Here is an 18,974-nt window from a genome sequence, read left to right as displayed (position 1 = left end):
CGCGAGAGGCACATGAGGCCGCTCCAGGGCCTTGGAGACCTGCCTCGTGCACCACTCGCGGGGCCGGACCCGTCGGAGCGGTTACGCTGCACGTGGGCCCCCGTAGCTCAGGGGATAGAGCACCGCTCTCCTAAAGCGGGTGTCGCAGGTTCGAATCCTGCCGGGGGCGCCCCTCAGAACAGCGCCGAGAGCGTCCCGCCCACCAGTCCGCGGCGCGCGGTCCGCACCAGCAGTCCGTCGAGCGTGCCCGCGACGCCGACGCGCTGCGGGCCCTCGTGCAGGACGACGACCGACCCGCGCCGCACGACCGGTTCGAGCCACGCCGCGCTCGTCGCCGTCCCCGCCCCGGAGCCGGCGATCGCCACCGCGCTCCCCAGGACGCAGCGCAGCCCCTCGGCCTCCGCGACCGCCACGTGACCCGACGTCGGCCACCCCGAGCCCGGCCGGAACCAGCGCACCGGCCCGTGGGCCGCGAGCAGCCGCTGCGTCGCCCGCAGGTCGTCGCGGAACGCGTCGAGCGGGAGCTGCCAGGTCGGCCGGTCCCGCCAGGTGTGGTTGCCGATCTCGTGCCCCTCGGCCGCGATCCGCGCCGCGAGGTCCGGGTGCGCCGCCGCCCGCTCGCCGAGACAGAAGAACGTCGCGTGCGCCCCGTGGCGGGCCAGGACGTCGAGCAGGGCCGGGGTCGTCGCCGGGTCCGGCCCGTCGTCGACGGTCACCGCGAACCGCGGCGCCCGGGTCGGCACGGCGAGGAGCACCCGACCCTGCAGGACGGGGGCGATCGCGGACACCAGCGGCAGCATCACGGTCCATGATGTCCGCTCGTGACCATCCGAGCGTCCTCCGTCGCGCCCGGCCTCGCGATCGCCCTGCTCTCCGGGTTCGCCTTCGGGCTGGCCGGGCCGTTCGCCGCCTCCCTGCTCGCCGCCGGGTGGTCGGCGCCCGCCGTCGCCCTCGGCCGCCTCGCGGGCACGGCGCTGCTGCTCGTCGTCCCGCTGCTGGTCCTCCTCGCCCGGGGCTGGCGCCCGCGGCCCGGCCACCTCCGGGCGGTCGCCGTCTACGGCGTGATCCCGCTCGCCGGGGCGCAGGTCTGCTACTTCGGCGCGGTCGAGCGCCTCTCCGTCGGCGTCGCCCTGCTGATCGAGTACACCGCGCCCGTGCTGCTCCTCGGCTGGACCTGGGCCCGTTCCGGCGCACGCCCCCGCCCCCTGACGCTGCTCGGCGCGGCCCTGGCGATCGCGGGTCTCGTGCTCGTGCTCGACGTCGGGCGGGGCGCGGCCGTCGACGTCGTCGGGGTCGCGTGGGGGCTGGCCGCCGCGGTCTGCCTCGCCGCGTACTTCCAGCTCTCGGCCGCGTCGGGCCGCGGACAGGACGGTCCGCCGGCGCTCGTGCTCGTCGCGGGCGGCACCCTCGTCGGGAGCGCGGTGGTCGCGGTCCTCGGACTCGTCGGCGTCCTGCCGCTGCGTGCGGCCACCGCCCCCATCGACCTCGCCGGTTGGACCGCCCCGTGGTGGGTGGGCGTGCTGCTGGTCGCCGCCGTGTCGACGGCGCTCGCCTACCTCTCCGGCATCGCCGCGGTCGGCCGGCTCGGCTCGCGGCTGGCGTCGTTCGTCGGGCTGACCGAGGTGCTCTTCGCCGTGCTGACGGCGTGGTGGCTCGTCGCCCAGCGACCCACCGGCGCCCAGGTGGCGGGCGGGGCGCTCGTCGTCGTCGCGATCGCCCTCATCCGCTGGGCGGAGCCGGAGCCGCGGTAGGGGCGCGTGCCGCCGACGCGATCACCTCCACCGCCCCGTCCACCGGGGGCAGCGTCGCGATCTCGTCGGCCAGCCGGCGGGCGGCGACGGCGAAGGCCGGCTCGGAGAGCACCCGCTCGACGGCCTCCCGGAGATCGGACGGCTCGACCGCGGCGGTCGGACCGCCCTCGACCCGGAGGCCGACGCGGACACCCGCGCCGACGACCGCGACCCGGTCCGCGTTCACCGGCTGGTCGGCGAACAGCGGCGTGACGACGAGCGGGACCCCGGCCGCCAGGGCTCCGAGGACCGTGCCCGATCCGCCGTGGCAGACCACGGCGCTCGCCCGGGCGAGCACGTCGGCCTGCGGCACCCACGGCGCCACGTGGACGTGCGGCCCCGACGGGACCGGCGGGTCGCCGCCGCCGTGCCCGGTGGTGAGCAGGACCCGGACCGGGAGATCGGCCACCGCCGCCAGGGCGACGTCGTAGATCGGGGCGGCGGTCGGGACGTTCGCCGTGACGCTGCCGAAGGTCACGTAGACCAGCGGGCGGTCGTCGCCGGGCCAGTGGTCCGGCAACACCTCCGACACCGCCGGCGGTGGTCGGAAGCGATGCGTCCGCGGCGGGTCGGAGCCGTGTCCGGAGTCGAGCGACGCCGGGAAGAACGTGAGGTAGGGGGTGGCCGCGATCCGTTCCGTCAGCCCGGGGAGCCACGCGTCGGCCGCATCCGCCGCCATCGCGGTGATCTGCCGGTGCGCCGCGACCAGCCCGACCGCGACCTGGACGTGCGGGACGCCCGCCTCCTCCGCCGCCACGGCCGAGGCGAACTCCGCCGGTTCGCGCACCACGACGTCGGGCCGCCACGCCCGGACGACCTCACGCATCACGGGCAGCATCGCCCGCACGTCCAGCGTCGCGAACACCTGACCGATCACCAGGCGCTCCGCCTCGGCGAAGGACACGGTCGGCACGCGGGCCCAGACCGCGCCGAGCTCGGCGTCGTCGGGAACGGCACCCGGCACGAACGGCAGGCCCTCCCGACGCGCGACGGCCTCGAGGCCGGGTGGCCCGACGAGGGTCACGTCGTGTCCGGCGCGGCGACAGGCCGCGGCCACCGGGAGGAGGGGCGTGACGTGCCCCGCTCCCCCGGTGGCGGCGACCAGGACCCGCATCGTCGGTCAGCTCGCCGGCTCGACCTGGTCCGGGGTGGGGCTCGGCGGGCGCCGGAACCCGCCGAGGAAGCGGCGGACCGTGGCGAACGCGGTCGTCGACGTCCTGGGCGCGTCGGCGGGTTCCGGCGCTCCCTCGATGACCTTGATGCCGTCGTCGGGCCCGCTCTCGAGCATCGGTGGTTCGTCGCCCGCCTCGAGGACGTACTCGTCGGGCCACTCGATCCAGTAGGGCTCGAGCAGCCGGATCGAGATCCACTGCTCGTCGGAGAACGGCACGACCTCGATCGCCGGCACGCGGAGGGCGGCGGCGAGACGGTCGGCCCGTCGGATCACGTCGAGCGGGAGCTGCCCGGGCCGCAGCTTCACCGAGAAGCGTGGCGGGGAGCAGTCGAGGGTGATGGTCCCGATCGTGGGGACCTGGAGGATCGCGCCGGGCGGCGGCATGACCTGCGCGAGGTGCGTGACCAGGCAGGCGTTCGTCCAGACGTCCTTCAGCTCGCGCTCCCGCGCGGCCACCTCCCGACGATGCCACTCCCGGTCCGCCCGGCACGCGCCCGGCATGAGCGGTGCGATGATCCACATGACGCCCCTCCATCCCCCCGTCGGGCAACGATAGGCGGGATCGCGGAGCGTTCCGTAGTCGATTCGGCGCCGATCGGGTCACGAACGGACGAACGTCGCGGTCCGCAGGCGGACCGGAACTACCGTCCGCGCACCGGCTGGCCCCAGTCGGTCCGGTCGCGCAGAGAGCGCTTGAGCAGCTTGCCGCCGGGATTGCGCGGCAGCGGCTCGTCGCTCACCACCACGTACTGCGGCAGCTTGAAGTCGGCGAGCCGCTCGGCCAGGTGGGCGAGCACCGCGTCGACGTCGATGCCGCGCCCCACGAGCACCGCACCGACCTTCTCCCCCATGACGTCGTCCGGCACCCCCACCACCGCCGCCTCGGCGATCTCCGGCGCACCCGCGAGGGCGTTCTCGACCTCGACCGAGTAGACGTTCTCGCCACCACGGTTGATGACGTCCTTCGCCCGGTCGACCACCCGGACCATCCCGTCGTCGACCCGCGCCAGGTCCCCGGTGCGCAACCAGCCGTCCACGAAGGTCGCCGCCGTCGCCTCCGGAGCGGCCCAGTACCCGTCGACCACGTTCGGGCCGCGGATCAGCAGCTCACCGACCCCGGCGTCGTCGACGTCGTCGAGCGCCAGGTCGACCACGGGAGCCGCGAAGCCGACGGCGTCGGCGCGCTCCGCCGCCCACTCGTGGGGCAGGAAGGTGGAGATCGAGGCCGTCTCGGTGAGGCCGAACCCGTTGCCGAGCCGCGCCTGCGGGAGCCGCTCGGCCAGGCGCCGCACCAGCGCCGGGGCGATGGGGGCGCCGCCGTAGGTCACCCGCCGCACGTGGGAGAGGTCCACGCCGAGGTCGTCGCGCGCGAGCGTCAGCCCGTAGATCGCCGGCACGCTGACGAGGGTGTCGATCCGCTCGTCGACGATCGTCGCGACGAACCGCGCCCCGTCGAAGGCCGGCAGGACGACGGTCGTGCCGCCGAGCCCGAGCTGCACCAGCAGTTGCGAGTTGCACCCGGTGACGTGGAACAGCGGGACCGAGACGAGGTTCCGCAGGGTCGGGCCGTCGGCGCGGTCGATGCCGATGACGCGGATTGCGGTCTCGACGTTGGCCAGGAAGTTGCCGTGCGTGGTGCGGGCGCCCTTGGGCCGCCCCGTCGTCCCGCTCGTGTAGAAGATCGCGGCCAGGTCGCCGGGGACGAGGTCCTCGAGCGCCTGCGGGTGCCCCGACGGCAGCGGCGAACCCGGGCGCAGCACCACCGACGCCCCGCTGTCGGCGAGCACGTGCTCGACCTCCGGCGGGGCGAAGCGGGTGTTCACCGGCACCGCCACGGCGCCCGCCAGGAGCGTCCCCAGGAACCCGACCACCCAGTCCACCCCGGCGGGCAGGAGCGACGCCACCCGGTCGCCCCGGTCGACGCCGTCGCGCACGAGCCCGCCCGCGACCGTCGCGGCGCGCTCCCAGAGCTCCGCGTAGGTGAGCCGCTCCCCGCCCACCTCGACGAGCGCCTCGACGTCGGGATGGCGCTCCACCGACGCCCGCACCATCGCGACGACCGACGGCGCGAGCCCGTCGTACCGGGCGATCCCGTCGGCGCCCCGCGTGATGCCGGACGTGTCGAAGGGTGCGGGGCCACGCGGCAGGGGGTCGACGGGCACCCCTTCAGCGCTTCCGGCAGGCGTCGTAGATCGCCTTGTACTGCTCGCCGCTGATCCGGCCGTCGGCGTGCGCGGCGTCCATGGTCTTCACCCAGCCGCCCTCGGGGAACGGATCGGTGTCGGCCAGGCTCGAACCGGCCGGCGTCGCGTCCGGCCACTCGTGCGCCGACAACGCCGCCACGGTCTCGTCCAGCGAGACCCGGCCCGCCTCCAGATCCAGCAACCACCGGTCCGGCACCGAGTCACCCGGCTGCCACGAGCCCGCCATGCCCACCTCCACGTGTGTCAGGTCACAGGGACTCCACCACAGGGATCCGTTCCGCGCGACCCCCGAGGCGACCCTGGCGACGGCGCAATCAGGACATAAACTCCGCGTCATGGCAGCCGGACTGTTCGCCCTGCTCGACGACGTCGCGGCACTGGTGCGGCTCACGACCGCCTCGCTCGACGACGTGGCCGGCGCGGCCGGGCGGGCGAGCGCGAAGGCGGCGGGCGTGGTCGTGGACGACGCCGCCGTGACCCCGCGGTACGTCCAGGGTCTGGAGCCGCGGCGCGAGCTGTCGATCATCGGCCGCATCGCGCGCGGCTCGCTGATCAACAAGATCCTCATCATCCTGCCGGTCGCGCTGCTGCTCAGTCAGTTCGCGCCGTGGGCCCTCACGCCGATCCTCATGCTCGGCGGGCTCTACCTGTCCTACGAGGGCGCCGAGAAGGTCTGGGAGAAGATCGCGGGCCACGAGGAGGAGGCCGAGTCCCGCAACGAGGCGGTCGCCGCGAACCCCGAGGAGAACGAGAAGAAGATCGTCTCCTCGGCCGTGCGCACCGACTTCATCCTCAGCGCCGAGATCATGGTGATCGCGCTGAACGAGGTCGCCTCCGAGGGCCTCGTGTCGCGGGCGGTGATCCTCGCCTTCGTCGCCGTCGTCATCACCGTGCTCGTCTACGGGGTGGTGGCGCTCATCGTGAAGATGGACGACGCCGGGCTCGCCCTGTCGAAGCGCGAGAACTCCGCGCTCGCCGGGTTCGGCCGCGGCCTGGTGAAGGCGATGCCGATCGTGCTGGCGACGCTGTCGAACGTCGGGATCGTCGCGATGCTCTGGGTCGGCGGGCACATCCTGCTGGTGGGTGTCGACGAGCTCGGGTTCCACCCGCCGTACGCCTTCGTGCACCACCTCGAGGAACTGCTCGGCGGCGGCTTCCCCGGCTGGCTGGTGAACACCCTGTGCTCGGCCGTGGTCGGGCTCGTGGTCGGCGGCATCATCGTCGCGATCGCCCATCTCCTGCCGAGGCGCTCGCGGGAGCAGCACGCCTGAGCGTCCGTTTCGCCCCGGCGCGGGCGCGGCAATCCGCCGCGCCCCCGCCGACGAGAACGAGGACGCTCATGACGAACCCGCCCGCCCAGGGCCAGGACCACCCCGGCCACGAGTCGCTGCTCGACCCGCCGGCCGACCACGGCGAGCAGAGCTACCGCGGCAGCGGTCGGCTCGAGGGCAAGGCGACCGTGGTGACGGGCGCCGACAGCGGCATCGGGCGTGCCGTGGCGATCGCCTTCGCCCGGGAGGGCGCGGACGTGGTCATCGCCCACCTGCCCGCCGAGGAGGAGGACGCCCGGACGACGGCCCGCTGGGTGGAGGAGGCCGGGCGCCGCGCGGTGCTCGTGCCGGGCGACCTGGCCGACCCGCAGGCGTGCCGCGACCTCGTCGCGCGGGCCGTCGAGGAGCTCGGCCGGATCGACGTCCTGGTCAACAACGCCGCGTTCCAGATGGTCCGCGACACGCTCGAGGACATCCCCGACTCCGAGTGGGACCACACGATGGCCACCAACCTCGGGAGCCTGTTCCACGTGACGAAGGCGGCGCTGCCGCACATGCGTCCGGGGGCGTCGATCATCAACACGACGTCGGTCAACTCCGACCAGCCGCCGCCGCAGCTGATCGCCTACGACACGACGAAGGCCGGCATCGCCAACTTCACCGGCGCCCTCGCCCAGCAGTACGGGCCGAAGGGCATCCGCGCGAACAGCGTCGCGCCCGGACCGATCTGGACGCCGCTGATCCCGGCGACGATGAAGCCCGAGGACGTCGAGGGCTTCGGCACCTCGACCCCGCTGGGGCGGCCCGGTCAGCCCGCCGAGCTCGCCCCGGTCTACGTCATGCTCGCCTCGGACGAGTCGAGCTACGTCTCCGGTGCCCGGATCGCGGTCACCGGCGGCACGCCGATCCTCTGATGGCCTTCCCGACGACGGATCCGGGCCGGCTGCCGGTGCACGTCACGGCGCCCGTGGCGCAGCACGTGTTCGGCGGCCGCGCCATCGCCGACCGGCTCGGCCGCACCGGCCTGCCCGACGGGCCGGTCGCGGAGACCTGGGAGGTCAGCGACGTCGCCGGGATGGCGTCGACGGTGACGTCGGGGCCGTGGGCGGGACGCCCGCTGTGCGAGCTCGTCGAGGCGTGCCCCGAGGAGCTGGTGGGCCGCGGGTGGCGCGAGGACGTCTTCCCGGTGCTGACCAAGTTCATCGACGCCACCGGCCCCCTCCCGGTGCACCTGCACCCCGACGACGCCACCGCCCGCCGTCTGGAGGGCGTCCCCCGCGGCAAGACCGAGGCCTGGCACGTGCTCGAGGCGGCGCCCGGCGCGACGGCGCTGTGCGGCACGCGCGACGGGGTCGACGCCGACCGGCTGCGGGAGGCGCTGCACGCGGGCGACTTCGACGCCGTCCTGCGCCGGGTCCCCGTGCGCGCCGGGCAGACGATCTACGTGCCCGGCGGGACGCTGCACAGCTTCGGCCCGGACACCCTCGTGTACGAGATCGAGCAGACCTCCGACGTCCAGCAGCACGCCATGCGGTGGCGGATGGAGGACGGCTCCGCGCTGGACGAGGACACGTGGCGGGCGAACATCGAGGCACTGCTGGCCGAGTGGGACCCCGACCCGCGCCCGGTGTTCCGGCCGGGGCTCGACCTCGAGGTCGGCGACGACGCGACGACCACCGTGCTCACCGCGGGCCCGTACTTCGCGCTCGAGCGCTGGCAGGTGACCGGCGTGCTGCACCGGCCGGTGACCACGGCGGTCGTGCTCACCAACGTCGGTGCCCCGGTGCGGCTCGCGGTCGGCGAGCACCGCGAGGTCCTCGCGCGGGCGAGCACCGTCGTGCTGCCGGCGGTGGCCGGGGAGGTAAGGATCGACGGGCCCGCCGACGTCCTCGCCGGCTACCTGCCCGACCTCGACCGGGACGTCCGCGACCCGCTGCTCACCGCCGGGCACGGCGCCGGCGTGATCGCCACGCTCGGCGAGGGGGTCGGGACCGACCGCAGCGTGCCGCGCGTCGGCGAGGGGTCCTCGACCTCGCCCGCCGCGTGCACGAGGGCGAGCCCGGGTCCGTCGTCGGGCACCGGCGCGTCGAGCGCCGCCAGCGCCTCGACGAAGTAGTGCAGCAGTGACGCGGGCGGGATCGCCCGGGAGAGCCACACCTCGCGGGTCTCGGGGTCGGCCACCCAGGCCGTGCGCCCCTCGAGCCGCTCCCAGTAGACGCTCACCCCGGCCTCCCGCAGCACCGGCAGGGCCGCGAGCGGGTCCGGGACGGATTCGGGAGAAGCGTTCACACCGGGACGTCCGCAGCCCGGCGTCCGCGCGGATCGACGATCGTTGAAAGTTGCGCCGAACCTCCGCCGCGCGGCGCGCACCTGGCGCAACGCGATCGACGATGTGGCGTCACCGCCACGGGATGACGGCAACGGCGCCTTCCTGCCACGAGGGGCGGGGAGGTCAGCCCAGCCGGTTCGCGACGTCGGTGACGAGCAGCGTGAGGAACAGCAGCGACGACGCCCCGAGCAGGGTGTTCGACAGCCAGCCCGACCGACCCTCCCGCGCGATCCGTGACGAGTTGAGCAGCAGCATCAGCGTGATCGCGAGGAACGGCATGAACACCGACCCGAGCACGCCGTAGACGAGGGTGAGCCCGAACGGCCGGTCGATGAACAGCAGCGCCATGGGCGGCACGGTCAGCCAGATCAGGTAGCCCCGGAACGGCCACGAGCGCTCGACGGCGGCCGCGGAGTAGGCCCCGCGCTCGGCGGCGTCCTCGTCGCCGACCGCCGCGTCGGCCGCGACGTCGGCCCGCTTCCCGTGGGGCAGCCGCAGGGTGCGCAGGGTGTCGGCGAAGAGCAGGCTGACGCCGTTCCACACCCCGAGCAGCGAGCTGGTGGTCACCGCGAGGAAGCCCACCAGGAACAGCACGCGCGCCCACTGGCCGTAGTCCGCGGCGAGCACCTCGCCGAGCGTGAGCAGGCCGCGGTCGGACTCGGTGAGGTCCTGCCCGAGCAGCAGCGTCGAGCCGACGATGAGCATCGCGACCACGAAGATGCCGGTCATGACGTAGCCGACCGCGTTGTCGAGCCGCATCATCGACAGCCAGCCGGTCCCCTTCCAGCCCTTGGCGAACATCCAGTAGCCGTAGGCCGCCATCGTGATCGTGCCGCCGACGCCGCCGATCAGGCCGAGGACGTAGACCGTGGACCCCACCGGCAGGCGCGGCACGAGTCCCGAGGCCAGCTCGCCGAGGTTCGGGGTGACCAGCACCGCGACCGACACGACGGTGACGAACTTGAGCGCGACGAGCACGGTGATGAACCGCTCGAAGACCTGGTAGCGCTGCGCCCACACCAGGGCGAGGCCCAGGACCCCCGCGATCATCGCCCAGTAGCGCACCGACAGGCCGCCGAACAGGGCGTTCAGCGGCAGGCCCACCGCGGACATCGCGGTGGCGCCGTACACGAACCCCCAGATCACGATGTAGACCGCGAAGAAGCCGGTGGCCCACCGGCCGAGACGACGCCAGCCGTCGAGCAGGGTCGATCCCGACGCCAGGTGCCAGCGCCCGACCCCCTCGCCGAGGGCCAGCTTGAGCACCGTGCCGAGCAGGGCCGCCCACAGCAGCGCGGTGCCGTACTCGGCGCCCGCGATCATCGTCGCGACGAGGTCACCCGCACCGACGCCGGCCGCGGCGGCCAGGATGCCGGGCCCGAGGCTGCGCAGGCGGGCGGCGCCGGTGGGCGGTTCGAGGGGCTCGGCCGGGTGCTGCTGGACGCGCGTGTCCTGGCTCATGGCTGCTCCTCGACGGCCGGCTCGGTGCCAGTGTGCCGGGTTCGTCCAGGAAAGGACATCCGTCGGTTTCCGCTCGACGGCAGCAGGGTGTCCCGGGTCACGGTGATCGAGCACGATGACGCCGTGACTGCCGTTCGTGACATCCCGGTCAGCGACGTCGACCTGTTCGCCGACGACGCCCGGGTCGACCCGTACCCGATCTACCGCGAGCTCCGGGACGCCGGCCCCGTCGTCGAGATGGCGCGGCACGGGCACTATGCCCTGCCCCGCTACGCCGACGTGCGGGCCGCCCTCATGGACTGGCGCACCTTCTCCTCCGCGAAGTCGGTCTTCGTCGACGAGGAGACGAACCGGAACCTCGAGGGCATCACGCTGTGCTCGGACCCGCCGGACCACACGATGATGCGCTCGGTCCTCGGCCGACCGCTGCGCCCGGACCGCATGCGGGAGATCACGCCGACCATCAACGAGGAGGCCGACCGGGTCGTCGACCGCGTGGTCGCCGCCGGCCGCTTCGACGCCGTCACCGACCTCGCCGAGCACCTGCCGATGGCGGTCGTCTCGCAGCTCGTCGGCCTCGGCGAGGAGCACCGGCTCAAGATGCTGGAGTGGGCCGCGGCCATCTGGGACGTGCAGGGCCCCCGCAACCAGCGCTTCCTCGACGCCGGCCCGAAGGTCGGCGAGTTCCTGGACTTCGCCGCCCACGACGCGGTCCCCGGGCGCATCGACCCGAACGGCTGGGCCGCGCACCTCTACGAGGCCGCGGACCGCGGGGAGATGCCGCGCGAGAAGTGCCCGGTGATGATGCTGGACTACGTCACGCCGAGCCTCGACACGACGATCCTCGGGATCGCGTCGATGATCGCGCTCTTCGCCGACCACCCCGACCAGTGGGAGCTCGTGCGGGCGGACCGGTCGCTCATCCCGCACGCGATCAACGAGGCGCTCCGGATCGAGACCCCGGTCCCCCAGTTCACCCGGGTGCTCACCGAGGACCACGAGATCGACGGCGTCGCCCTCCCGGCCGGGAGCCGCGTCGCGCTCCTCTACGGCTCGGCGAACCGCGACGAGCGCAAGTACCCCGACCCCGACCGCTTCGACGTCACCCGCAAGCCGTCGGACCACCTGGCGTTCGGGCGCGGCGAGCACGTGTGCGTCGGGATGCACCTCGCCCGGCTGGAGATGTCGGCGCTGCTCGAGCGGCTCGCCGACCGGGTGAGCCGCTTCGAGGTCGTCGACCGCACCCCGATGATCAACAACGGGCTGCGCGGCTACGAGCACCTCCGGGTGACGGTCGGCTAGGGCCGTCGCCGCATCCGGTCGATCGCCCGCAGGTCCCGCGGGGCCAGCCGCACGCCGGCCACGCCGATGTTCTCGGCCAGCCGCTCGGGCGAGGAGCTCTTCGGGAACGCGATCAGCCCCCGGTCCAGGTGCCAGCGCAGCAGCACCTGGGCCGGGGTCGCCCCGACCCGGGCCGCGACCCGCCGGGCCGTGGGGTGCGTGGTCAGGCGCCCCTCGCGCAACGGGCCCCACGCCTCGGTCGCGATGCCGTGCCGCCGGTGGAAGGCCTGCATCGCACGGTGCGGCGTGCGCGGGTTGGCCCGGATCTGGTGCACCGCCGGGACGACGCCCGTGGCGTCGATCAGGGCGCGGACCCCGCGGCGGGAGAAGTTGGAGACCCCGATCGAGCGGGCCCACCCGTCGTCGCGCAGCTCGATCATCGCCCGCCAGGTGTCCACGTCGCGGTCGCCGGGCCGGTGGACGAGGAACAGGTCGACGTGGTCGGTGCCCAGCCGGTCCAGGCTCTCCGCCAGGGCCGCGCGCGGGTCGCCGTGCCGCCCGTCGTCGAGCTTGGTGGTGATCCAGACGTCCTCGCGCGGCACGCCGGAGGCCCGGACGCCCTTCCCGACCTGCGCCTCGTTGCCGTAGCCCTGCGCGGTGTCGACGTGCCGGTACCCCAGCTCCAGCGCCGTCGCGACCACGCGCGCGGTCCCCTCGGGCGGGACGTGGTGGACGCCGAACCCGAATCGCGGGATCGACCTGCCGTCGTTCAGTGTCGTCTGCGGGATGCCGTCCATCAGAATCCGATGATGGACCTCGACGTGGCCGTCGTCGGCGCCGGCTTCTCCGGACTGCTCGCCCTGCACCTGCTGCGCGAGCAGGGCCTGCGGGTGCACGCCTTCGACGCGGCCGGGAACGTCGGCGGCACCTGGTGGTGGCACGCCTACCCGGGCTCGCATCTGGACACCCCCGGCGAGCACTACCAGTACCGGGTCGACGAGCGGCTCTACCGCGACTGGGGCTGGAGCGAGCGCCACCCCGCGGGCTACGAGGTGCAGCGCTGGTTCCGCTTCGCCGCCGACCGGCTCGACCTGCGCCGCTCGCTCTCGCTGCGTACCCGCGTCACCTCCGCCCATCCCGACGGCGGGTCGTGGCGGCTCGAGACCGCTCCCGGCGGTCCCGTCCGGGCCCGCGAACTCGTCGTCTGTCCCGGGCGGCGCCCGGTCGAACCGGCGGTCGACACGAGTGCCTTCGCCGGCCTCGTCGTGCGGACCGCCGCCTGGCCCGAGGACGGTCACGACCTGTCCGGGCGCCGGGTCGGCATCGTCGGGACGACCCCCGCGACCGTGCAGCTCGTCCCGTGGATCGTCGACCGGGTGGCGTCGCTGCTGGTGCTGGGCGACGAGGCGGTCGACGTGGTGCGCCGGGACAACCCGGTCTACGGCTGGCAGGAGCGGGAGGACTACCGGGCCCGGTACGCCGACCCCGTGCCGGCCGCCCCGGTCGTCGCCGACCGGGCCGCGATGCGCGCCCGTACCGACGACCCGCGCCTCGTCCCCGACGGGCCGCCCGGGACGGCGACCCTGGACGACGGCTACCTGGAGGCGTTCGCCCGCGACCACGTCATCCTCGCCGCGCTCGCCGACCTCGCCCGGGTGGGACCGGCCGGTCCCGAGATGGCCGACGGGGCCGTCCACGAGCTGGACGTGCTGGTGGTGAGCGACGCGTTCGACGCCGGGCCGCCCCGGCTGGCCGGGATCGCCGACGGCGCGGGTCGCCACGTCGTGGTGGCGCGACCCGACCGCCTGCCGTACCTGGACCTGCCCGAGCAGGTCACCGCCGTCGTCGACGCGATCGTGGGGAGCACCGTCCGATGAGCTATGCACTGCACCCGATCGGCCACGTCTCGTCGTCCCTGACCGACCGGGACGCCGCTCCGAAGCAGGCCGACGAGGGCGCGCCGGACGCGTGGCTCGTGTTGGACGAGGCGGTCGCCGAGGCCGCGGCCGACGTCGTCGCCGGTGACGAGCTCGTCGTCGTGACGTGGCTGCACGAGGCCGACCGCGACGTGCTCGTCGTCCACCCGCGCAGCGACCCCACCCGACCGCCGACGGGGGTGTTCAGCACGCGCTCCCCCGCCCGGCCCAATCCGCTCGGTCTGCACACCGTGCGGGTGCTGGAGACCGCCGGGCCGACGAGAATCCACGTCGACGCGCTCGAGGCGGTCGACGGCACGCCCGTGGTCGACGTGAAGCGCGCCCTGGACCCCCGACCCGAGGAGAGATGACGTGCAGGTCGCGACCCTGACCCGCTATCCCGTGAAGTCGATGCTCGGCCAGGAGGTCGAGCGCGCGGTCGTCGGGGCCACCGGCCTGGAGAGCGACCGGTGGCGGGCCCTGATCGACCCGACGACGGGCTACGTCGCCACCGCCAAGCAGCCGCGGCACTGGCGACGCCTGCTGCAGTACACGGCGGCGGTGCAGGACGACCGCGTCGTGGTCACGACCCCCGACGGCGAGACGATCGACAGCGAGGACCCGCGACTGGTCGACGTCCTCAGCGCGGACCTCGGGCGCGCGGTCGAGGTGTCCGCCGCCCGCCCGGCGGGTTCGTCGGTGGAGCGGCCCGACCCGGAGGAGGTCCTCGCCCGGGGGGTCGACGCCGACCTCGAGGCGCCGACGCTGGAGATCAGCCAGGGCAACGAGGGCGACACGTTCGTCGACCACTCCCCGGTGCACCTCGTCACCACGGCCACCCTCGAGCACCTCGGGATGGAGGCCCTGCGCTACCGGCCCAACCTGGTCATCGCCTCCGACGGCGAGCCGTTCGCGGAGAACGGCTGGGTGGGCCGGGAGGTGCAGGTCGGCGAGGTCGTGCTGCGGGTCGTGCTGCCGACGCCGCGCTGCTCGGTCCCGACCCTCGAGCACGGCGACCTGCCGCGGGCCCCGAAGGCCATCACGCCGCTGATGAAGGAGAACCGCGTGGAGGTCGAGGGCTTCGGGGTGCTGCCCTGCGCCGGCGCCTACGCGCAGGTCGTCCGCGGCGGCACGATCTCCCTCGGCGACACCGTCACCGTGTCCTGAGCCGGCCCCCGGGAACGACGACGGCCCGGGCCGGCTGCCGTGGCAGCCGACCCGGGCCGTCGTGCGTCCCGCTCGTGAGCACTATTGGTCGCTATAGCGACCAATAGTGCTCACACGAGCGGAGCTCACACGTCGTAGCGGTCCAGGTTCATGACCTTGACCCACGCCTTGACGAAGTCGCGGACGAACTTCTCCTCGGAGCCGCTCTCGGCGTAGATCTCCGAGACGGCGCGCAGCTCGGAGTTCGAGCTGAACACGAGGTCGTTGCGGGTGCCGGTGTAGCGCACCTCGCCGTCCGTGCCGCGGGCCTCGTACACGCCCTCGTCGCTGCCCGACTTCGACCAGGTCAGGTCCGGCCCGAGCAGCGTCGTGAAGAAGTCGTTGGTCAGCTGCCCGACCCGACCGGTGAACACGCCGTGCTGCGAGTCGCCGGTGTTGGCGCCGAGCACGCGCAGCCCGCCGACCAGCACCGTCAGCTCCGGCGCGGTGAGGTTGAGCAGGTTCGCGCGGTCCACCAGCAGGTACTCGGCGGGGAGCCGGTGGCCCTTGCCGAGGTAGTTGCGGAAGCCGTCGGCCTTCGGCTCGAGGTAGGTGAACGACTCGACGTCGGTCCACTCCTGCGAGGCGTCGGTGCGGCCCGGGGTGAACGGCACCTCGATCTGCACGCCCGCGTCGGACGCGGCCTTCTCGATCGCCGCGCCGCCGGCGAGGACGATCAGGTCGGCGAGGGAGATCTTCCCGGAGGCCTGCTGGATGCCCTCGAGCGTCGAGAGCGTCCGGCGCAGCTCCTGCGGGTCGTTGACCTCCCAGTCGATCTGCGGGTCGAGACGCACGCGGGCACCGTTGGCGCCACCGCGCTTGTCACCGATGCGGAAGGTCGAGGCCGACGCCCAGGCCGCCTTGACCAGCTGCGAGACCGTGAGCCCGGACGCGAGGACCTGCTTCTCGAGCTCCTCGGCCTCCTCGTGGGAGATCAGCGGGCCCTCGTGCTTCGGCACCGGGTCCTGCCAGATCTGCGTCTCCTGCGGGGTCCACGCACCGACGTAGCGGTCGATCGGGCCCATGTCGCGGTGGGTCAGCTTGAACCACGCCCGCGCGAAGGCGTCCTTGAACTCCTCGGGGTTGTCGAGGAAGCGCTTCGAGATCTCCTGGTAGATCGGGTCGACCTTCAGGGAGATGTCGGTGACGAGCATCGTGGGCTGACGGGTCAGCTCACCGGACTCGGGGTCCGGCACCGTGTTCGCGCCGCCGTTGTCCACCGGGCGGTACTGCCAGGCGCCGGCCGGGGACTTGAACAGCTCCCACTCGTACTCGAACAGGTTCTGGAAGTAGCCGTGGCTCCACTTCGACGGCGTGGAGGTCCAGGTGACCTCGAGGCCGGAGGTGATGGTGTCGCGGCCCTTGCCCTTCCCGAACTCCTGCTTCCAGCCCAGGCCGCCCTGCTCGATCGGAGCGCCCTCGGGCTCCGGGCCGACGTACTGGTCCGGGTCGGCCGCACCGTGGGTCTTGCCCAGGGTGTGCCCACCGGCGATGAGGGCGACGGTCTCCTCGTCGTTCATCGCCATCCGGCCGAAGGTCTCGCGGATGTCGCGCGCGGCGGCCAGCGGGTCGGGGTTGCCGTCCGGGCCCTCCGGGTTGACGTAGATGAGGCCCATCTGCGAGGCGCCGAGGGGCTGCTCGAGCTGGCGGTCACCGGTGTAGCGCTGGTCGCCGCCGAGCCAGTAGTTCTCCGGGCCCCAGTAGGTCTCGTTGTCGGGCTCGAAGACGTCCGGGCGCCCGCCGGCGAAGCCGAAGGTGGTGAAGCCCGAGATCTCGAGGGCACGGTTGCCCGCGAAGATCATGAGGTCGGCCCAGGAGAGCTTCCGGCCCCACTTCTGCTTGACCGGCCAGAGCAGACGGCGGGCCTTGTCGAGGTTGCCGTTGTCCGGCCAGCTGTTCAGCGGGGCGAACCGCTGCATGCCCATGCCGGCGCCGCCGCGGCCGTCGGCGAGGCGGTAGGTGCCCGCCGAGTGCCACGCCATGCGGATCATGAAGCCCGAGTAGGTGCCGAAGTCGGCCGGCCACCAGTCCTGGCTCGTGGTCAGGCACTCGTCGACGTCCTTGGCCAGGGCGTCGAGGTCGACGGTCGCGAACTCACGCGCGTAGTCGAAGTCCTCGTCCATCGGGTTCGACGCCTGGGTGTGGCTGCGCAGGATGCGGAGGTTGAGCTGGTTGGGCCACCAGTCGACGTTGCCGCCACCCTCGGTCGGGTGCGCCAACCGGCCGGCGTGGACGGGGCAACCGCCCGCGTCCTCCGTGTTCATGTCCGTCTCTCGGGTGACGTGCTCAGACACGACTGTTCCCTCCGAAGGGTTGAGAGGTGGTGGTGGCGTGTGCGGTGCTCCGGCAGTCCGGGCAGATGCCCCAGAAGACGACCTCGGCCTCGTCGATGACGAAGCCGTGGTCCTCCGACGGGGTCAGGCACGGAGCGGCACCGACGGCGCAGTCGACGTCGGCGATGACTCCGCAGGACCGGCACACGACGTGGTGATGGTTGTCCCCGACCCGCGTCTCGTACCGCGCCGAGGAGCCCTCGGGCTCGATGCGACGCAGCAGCCCCGCCGTGGTCAGTGCCCGCAGGACGTCGTACACGGCCTGGTGGGACACCGCCCCGAGGTCGGCCCGGACGAGACCGATGATCTCCTCCGTGTCGAGGTGCGGGTGATCGTGCACCGCGGCGAGGACCGCGACGCGCGGACGGGTCACGCGCAGACCGGCCTCGCGCACCTGGCGCTCGTACCCGGTCGTCGTGGACACGGCCCCGAGTGTGCCCGCCAAACTGGAACGGATCAAGTTTCGCCGGTGATCGGCAGATTTCGCACGGTCGACGGCGGGGTGTCCCCCGCCGGCCTCAGAGCTCCGGGCGCTGTCCCGCCAGCAGCGACTCGCCGGGCCGGCGGTTGCCCGCGCCGGACGCGAGCGGCGAGAAGTCGTAGCCGCTCTCGGCGTGCTCGGCCTCGTCGACCCCCTCGACCTCGACCTCCCGGTCGACGCGCAGGCCGATCGTGCGGGCGATGACCCAGGCGATCAGGGCCGTGACGACGAACGAGTAGGCGAGCACCGCGACGACCGCGACGGCCTGCTTCCCGAGCTGGCCGAACCCGCCGCCGTAGAGGAGCCCGTCGGCCCCCGCCGGGTTCGTCGCCGTCGAGGCGAGCACGCCGAGCAGGAGCATCCCGACAAGGCCGCCGATGCCGTGCACCGCGACGACGTCCAGCGAGTCGTCGAACCCGTAGCGGAACTTCAGCCGCACCGCGCTGGCGCAGATCGCGCCCGCGGCCAGCCCGATCGCCACGGCCCCGAGCGGCTCCACGTACGCGCACGCGGGGGTGATCCCGACGAGGCCCGCGACCGCCCCGGACGCCGCGCCCAGCGACGTGGGCTTCCCGTCACGGATCTGCTCGACCACGAGCCAGGACAGGACGGCGGCCGAGCCGGCGAGCATCGTCGCGACCAGCGCCGTCCCCGCCGTGGCCGTGGCCCCCAGCGCGGACCCGGCGTTGAACCCGAACCAGCCGAACCACAGCAGGCCGGCACCGATGAGCACGAACGGCAGGTTGTGCGGCCGGACCGGGTCGCGCGGCCACCCGCGCCGCTTCCCGACGACGAGGGCGAGCGCGAGCGCCGAGGCGCCCGAGTTGATCTCGACGGCGGTCCCGCCCGCGAAGTCCAGCGCGTGCAGGCGGTTCGCGATCCAGCCGCCGACCGCGTCCGCGGACACGGCGCCGTCGATCGCGAACACCCAGTGCGCCTCGGGGAGGTAGACCAGCGTGACCCACACGACCACGAACAGCGTCCACGGCCAGAACCGCACCCGCTCCGCGACGGCCCCCGCGAGCAGCGCGACCGTGATGACCGCGAACATCAGCTGGAACATCGCGAACACGCCGGTGGGCACCGCGGTCGCCCCGGCGCCGATCACGGTGGTGTCGAGGTGGCGCATCCCGGCGTCCGAGAAGCCGCCGATCAGCCCGCCGAAGGAGTCGGAGCCGAACGCGAGGGACCAGCCGTAGGCCACCCAGACGATGCCGACGACGCCGAGGCACACGAACGTCGTCATCATCATGTTGAGCACGGCCTTCGTCCGGACCATGCCGCCGTAGAAGAGCGCGAGCCCCGGCGTCATGAGCATGACCAGGCCGGTCGACGCCAGCATCCAGGCCGTGCTGCCCGAGTCGATCACGCGCGGAGTCTGACACGGGCATGACACGCGTGTCGTCGACGTGTGACACGAGCATGACGCTCATCGAAGCCGGTGTCGGGACTGGCGGGGGACTCCCGGATCTGTGAGAGTCGCCTCCGTCACATGTCGTCAACGACATGGTTTCGTCACGTCGAGGAG

18 protein-coding genes and 1 tRNA gene are annotated in these 18,974 nt (G+C 73.5%); 9 read left to right on the top strand and 10 right to left on the bottom strand.

Annotated features, from left to right (window positions below; all coding sequences use genetic code 11):
• Positions 1 to 96 precede the first annotated feature (96 nt).
• Positions 97 to 169, top strand: a tRNA-Arg gene (locus LN037_RS17970).
• A 4-nt stretch (positions 170 to 173) separates the two neighbouring features.
• Here the strand turns inward: LN037_RS17970 and LN037_RS17965 are convergent.
• Positions 174 to 800 (bottom strand): polysaccharide deacetylase family protein, encoded by a 627-nt coding sequence (locus LN037_RS17965; RefSeq protein ID WP_230755063.1) that lies wholly within the window; start codon positions 798 to 800, stop codon positions 174 to 176.
• Between the two features lie 21 nt (positions 801 to 821).
• Between LN037_RS17965 and LN037_RS33740 the strand changes: the two genes are divergently transcribed.
• A complete protein-coding gene (locus tag LN037_RS33740; RefSeq protein WP_230755061.1) occupies positions 822 to 1,751 on the top strand; it encodes an EamA family transporter in 930 nt (309 codons plus the stop codon).
• On the opposite strand, the gene LN037_RS17955 is transcribed toward LN037_RS33740, so the two are convergent.
• The 4 genes from LN037_RS17955 to LN037_RS17940 all read right to left on the bottom strand — a co-directional run bounded on the left by LN037_RS17955 (position 1,720) and on the right by LN037_RS17940 (position 5,394).
• Positions 1,720 to 2,904, bottom strand: a complete 1,185-nt coding sequence (locus tag LN037_RS17955; protein WP_230755059.1) for a glycosyltransferase — start codon at positions 2,902 to 2,904, stop codon at positions 1,720 to 1,722. The genes LN037_RS33740 and LN037_RS17955 overlap by 32 nt on opposite strands.
• 6 nt (positions 2,905 to 2,910) lie before the next feature.
• Positions 2,911 to 3,486, bottom strand: a complete 576-nt coding sequence (locus LN037_RS17950) for a hypothetical protein (RefSeq protein ID WP_230755057.1) — start codon at positions 3,484 to 3,486, stop codon at positions 2,911 to 2,913.
• Between the two features lie 119 nt (positions 3,487 to 3,605).
• Entirely contained in the window at positions 3,606 to 5,126 is a 1,521-nt protein-coding gene (locus LN037_RS17945) for a class I adenylate-forming enzyme family protein (protein ID WP_230755055.1), read from the bottom strand.
• Positions 5,127 to 5,130: 4 nt separating this feature from the next.
• Positions 5,131 to 5,394 carry a hypothetical protein gene (locus tag LN037_RS17940; RefSeq protein ID WP_230755053.1) on the bottom strand — a complete coding sequence of 88 codons (264 nt, stop codon included), beginning with the start codon at positions 5,392 to 5,394 and terminating at the stop codon, positions 5,131 to 5,133.
• 109 nt (positions 5,395 to 5,503) lie between these two features.
• Between LN037_RS17940 and LN037_RS17935 the strand changes: the two genes are divergently transcribed.
• The 3 genes from LN037_RS17935 to LN037_RS17925 all read left to right on the top strand — a co-directional run bounded on the left by LN037_RS17935 (position 5,504) and on the right by LN037_RS17925 (position 8,555).
• Positions 5,504 to 6,439 (top strand): DUF808 domain-containing protein, encoded by a 936-nt coding sequence (locus tag LN037_RS17935; RefSeq protein WP_230755051.1) that lies wholly within the window; start codon positions 5,504 to 5,506, stop codon positions 6,437 to 6,439.
• 68 nt (positions 6,440 to 6,507) lie between these two features.
• Positions 6,508 to 7,353, top strand: a complete 846-nt coding sequence (locus LN037_RS17930; RefSeq protein ID WP_230755049.1) for an SDR family oxidoreductase — start codon at positions 6,508 to 6,510, stop codon at positions 7,351 to 7,353.
• A complete protein-coding gene (locus LN037_RS17925) occupies positions 7,353 to 8,555 on the top strand; it encodes a type I phosphomannose isomerase catalytic subunit (RefSeq protein ID WP_230755047.1) in 1,203 nt (400 codons plus the stop codon). Before LN037_RS17930 ends, LN037_RS17925 begins: the two co-directional genes overlap by 1 nt.
• Before the next feature lie 336 nt (positions 8,556 to 8,891).
• Here LN037_RS17925 and LN037_RS17920 read toward each other — a convergent pair whose 3' ends face one another.
• Complete coding sequence (locus LN037_RS17920) at positions 8,892 to 10,229, bottom strand: Nramp family divalent metal transporter (protein ID WP_230755040.1); 1,338 nt, start codon at positions 10,227 to 10,229, stop codon at positions 8,892 to 8,894.
• A 123-nt stretch (positions 10,230 to 10,352) separates the two neighbouring features.
• On the opposite strand from LN037_RS17920, the gene LN037_RS17915 reads away from it, so the two are divergent.
• Positions 10,353 to 11,531 carry a cytochrome P450 gene (locus LN037_RS17915; RefSeq protein ID WP_230755037.1) on the top strand — a complete coding sequence of 393 codons (1,179 nt, stop codon included), beginning with the start codon at positions 10,353 to 10,355 and terminating at the stop codon, positions 11,529 to 11,531.
• Here LN037_RS17915 and LN037_RS17910 read toward each other — a convergent pair.
• Positions 11,528 to 12,307 (bottom strand): aldo/keto reductase, encoded by a 780-nt coding sequence (locus LN037_RS17910; RefSeq protein ID WP_230755035.1) that lies wholly within the window; start codon positions 12,305 to 12,307, stop codon positions 11,528 to 11,530. The two genes, LN037_RS17915 and LN037_RS17910, sit on opposite strands and share 4 nt — an antisense overlap.
• 12 nt (positions 12,308 to 12,319) lie before the next feature.
• On the opposite strand from LN037_RS17910, the gene LN037_RS17905 reads away from it, so the two are divergent.
• The 3 genes from LN037_RS17905 to LN037_RS17895 are packed head-to-tail and all read left to right on the top strand — an operon-like array spanning position 12,320 to position 14,593.
• Positions 12,320 to 13,387 (top strand): flavin-containing monooxygenase, encoded by a 1,068-nt coding sequence (locus tag LN037_RS17905; protein WP_230755033.1) that lies wholly within the window; start codon positions 12,320 to 12,322, stop codon positions 13,385 to 13,387.
• A complete protein-coding gene (gene tsaA, locus LN037_RS17900; protein WP_230755031.1) occupies positions 13,384 to 13,797 on the top strand; it encodes a tRNA (N6-threonylcarbamoyladenosine(37)-N6)-methyltransferase TrmO in 414 nt (137 codons plus the stop codon). Before LN037_RS17905 ends, tsaA begins: the two co-directional genes overlap by 4 nt.
• A 1-nt stretch (position 13,798) precedes the next feature.
• Complete coding sequence (locus LN037_RS17895) at positions 13,799 to 14,593, top strand: MOSC domain-containing protein (protein WP_230755029.1); 795 nt, start codon at positions 13,799 to 13,801, stop codon at positions 14,591 to 14,593.
• Between the two features lie 125 nt (positions 14,594 to 14,718).
• On the opposite strand, the gene katG is transcribed toward LN037_RS17895, so the two are convergent.
• The 3 genes from katG to LN037_RS17880 form a co-directional block, all read right to left on the bottom strand.
• Complete coding sequence (katG, locus tag LN037_RS17890) at positions 14,719 to 16,896, bottom strand: catalase/peroxidase HPI (RefSeq protein ID WP_230755027.1); 2,178 nt, start codon at positions 16,894 to 16,896, stop codon at positions 14,719 to 14,721.
• A gap of 22 nt (positions 16,897 to 16,918) precedes the next feature.
• Positions 16,919 to 17,389, bottom strand: coding sequence for a Fur family transcriptional regulator (locus LN037_RS17885; RefSeq protein ID WP_230755024.1), 471 nt, complete (start codon positions 17,387 to 17,389; stop codon positions 16,919 to 16,921).
• Between the two features lie 94 nt (positions 17,390 to 17,483).
• Positions 17,484 to 18,815, bottom strand: a complete 1,332-nt coding sequence (locus LN037_RS17880; RefSeq protein WP_230755022.1) for an ammonium transporter — start codon at positions 18,813 to 18,815, stop codon at positions 17,484 to 17,486.
• Positions 18,816 to 18,974 lie beyond the last annotated feature (159 nt).

This window comes from Actinomycetospora soli (genome assembly GCF_021026295.1).
GTDB classification, from domain to species: domain Bacteria; phylum Actinomycetota; class Actinomycetes; order Mycobacteriales; family Pseudonocardiaceae; genus Actinomycetospora; species Actinomycetospora soli.
Note: the sequence above shows the minus strand (reverse complement) of the source record. Positions and strands in the feature narration are given on the sequence as shown.

Coding starts and splice junctions, on each gene's coding strand:
- LN037_RS17910 (WP_230755035.1), bottom strand. CDS start 12,307: ATGGACGGCATCCCGCAGACGACACTGAACGACGGCAGGTCGATCCCG.
- katG (WP_230755027.1), bottom strand. CDS start 16,896: ATGAACACGGAGGACGCGGGCGGTTGCCCCGTCCACGCCGGCCGGTTG.
- LN037_RS17965 (WP_230755063.1), bottom strand. CDS start 800: ATGCTGCCGCTGGTGTCCGCGATCGCCCCCGTCCTGCAGGGTCGGGTG.
- LN037_RS17905 (WP_230755033.1), top strand. CDS start 12,320: ATGGACCTCGACGTGGCCGTCGTCGGCGCCGGCTTCTCCGGACTGCTC.
- LN037_RS17925 (WP_230755047.1), top strand. CDS start 7,353: ATGGCCTTCCCGACGACGGATCCGGGCCGGCTGCCGGTGCACGTCACG.
- LN037_RS17920 (WP_230755040.1), bottom strand. CDS start 10,229: ATGAGCCAGGACACGCGCGTCCAGCAGCACCCGGCCGAGCCCCTCGAA.
- LN037_RS17940 (WP_230755053.1), bottom strand. CDS start 5,394: ATGGCGGGCTCGTGGCAGCCGGGTGACTCGGTGCCGGACCGGTGGTTG.
- LN037_RS17930 (WP_230755049.1), top strand. CDS start 6,508: ATGACGAACCCGCCCGCCCAGGGCCAGGACCACCCCGGCCACGAGTCG.
- LN037_RS17950 (WP_230755057.1), bottom strand. CDS start 3,486: ATGTGGATCATCGCACCGCTCATGCCGGGCGCGTGCCGGGCGGACCGG.
- LN037_RS17955 (WP_230755059.1), bottom strand. CDS start 2,904: ATGCGGGTCCTGGTCGCCGCCACCGGGGGAGCGGGGCACGTCACGCCC.
- LN037_RS17935 (WP_230755051.1), top strand. CDS start 5,504: ATGGCAGCCGGACTGTTCGCCCTGCTCGACGACGTCGCGGCACTGGTG.
- tsaA (WP_230755031.1), top strand. CDS start 13,384: ATGAGCTATGCACTGCACCCGATCGGCCACGTCTCGTCGTCCCTGACC.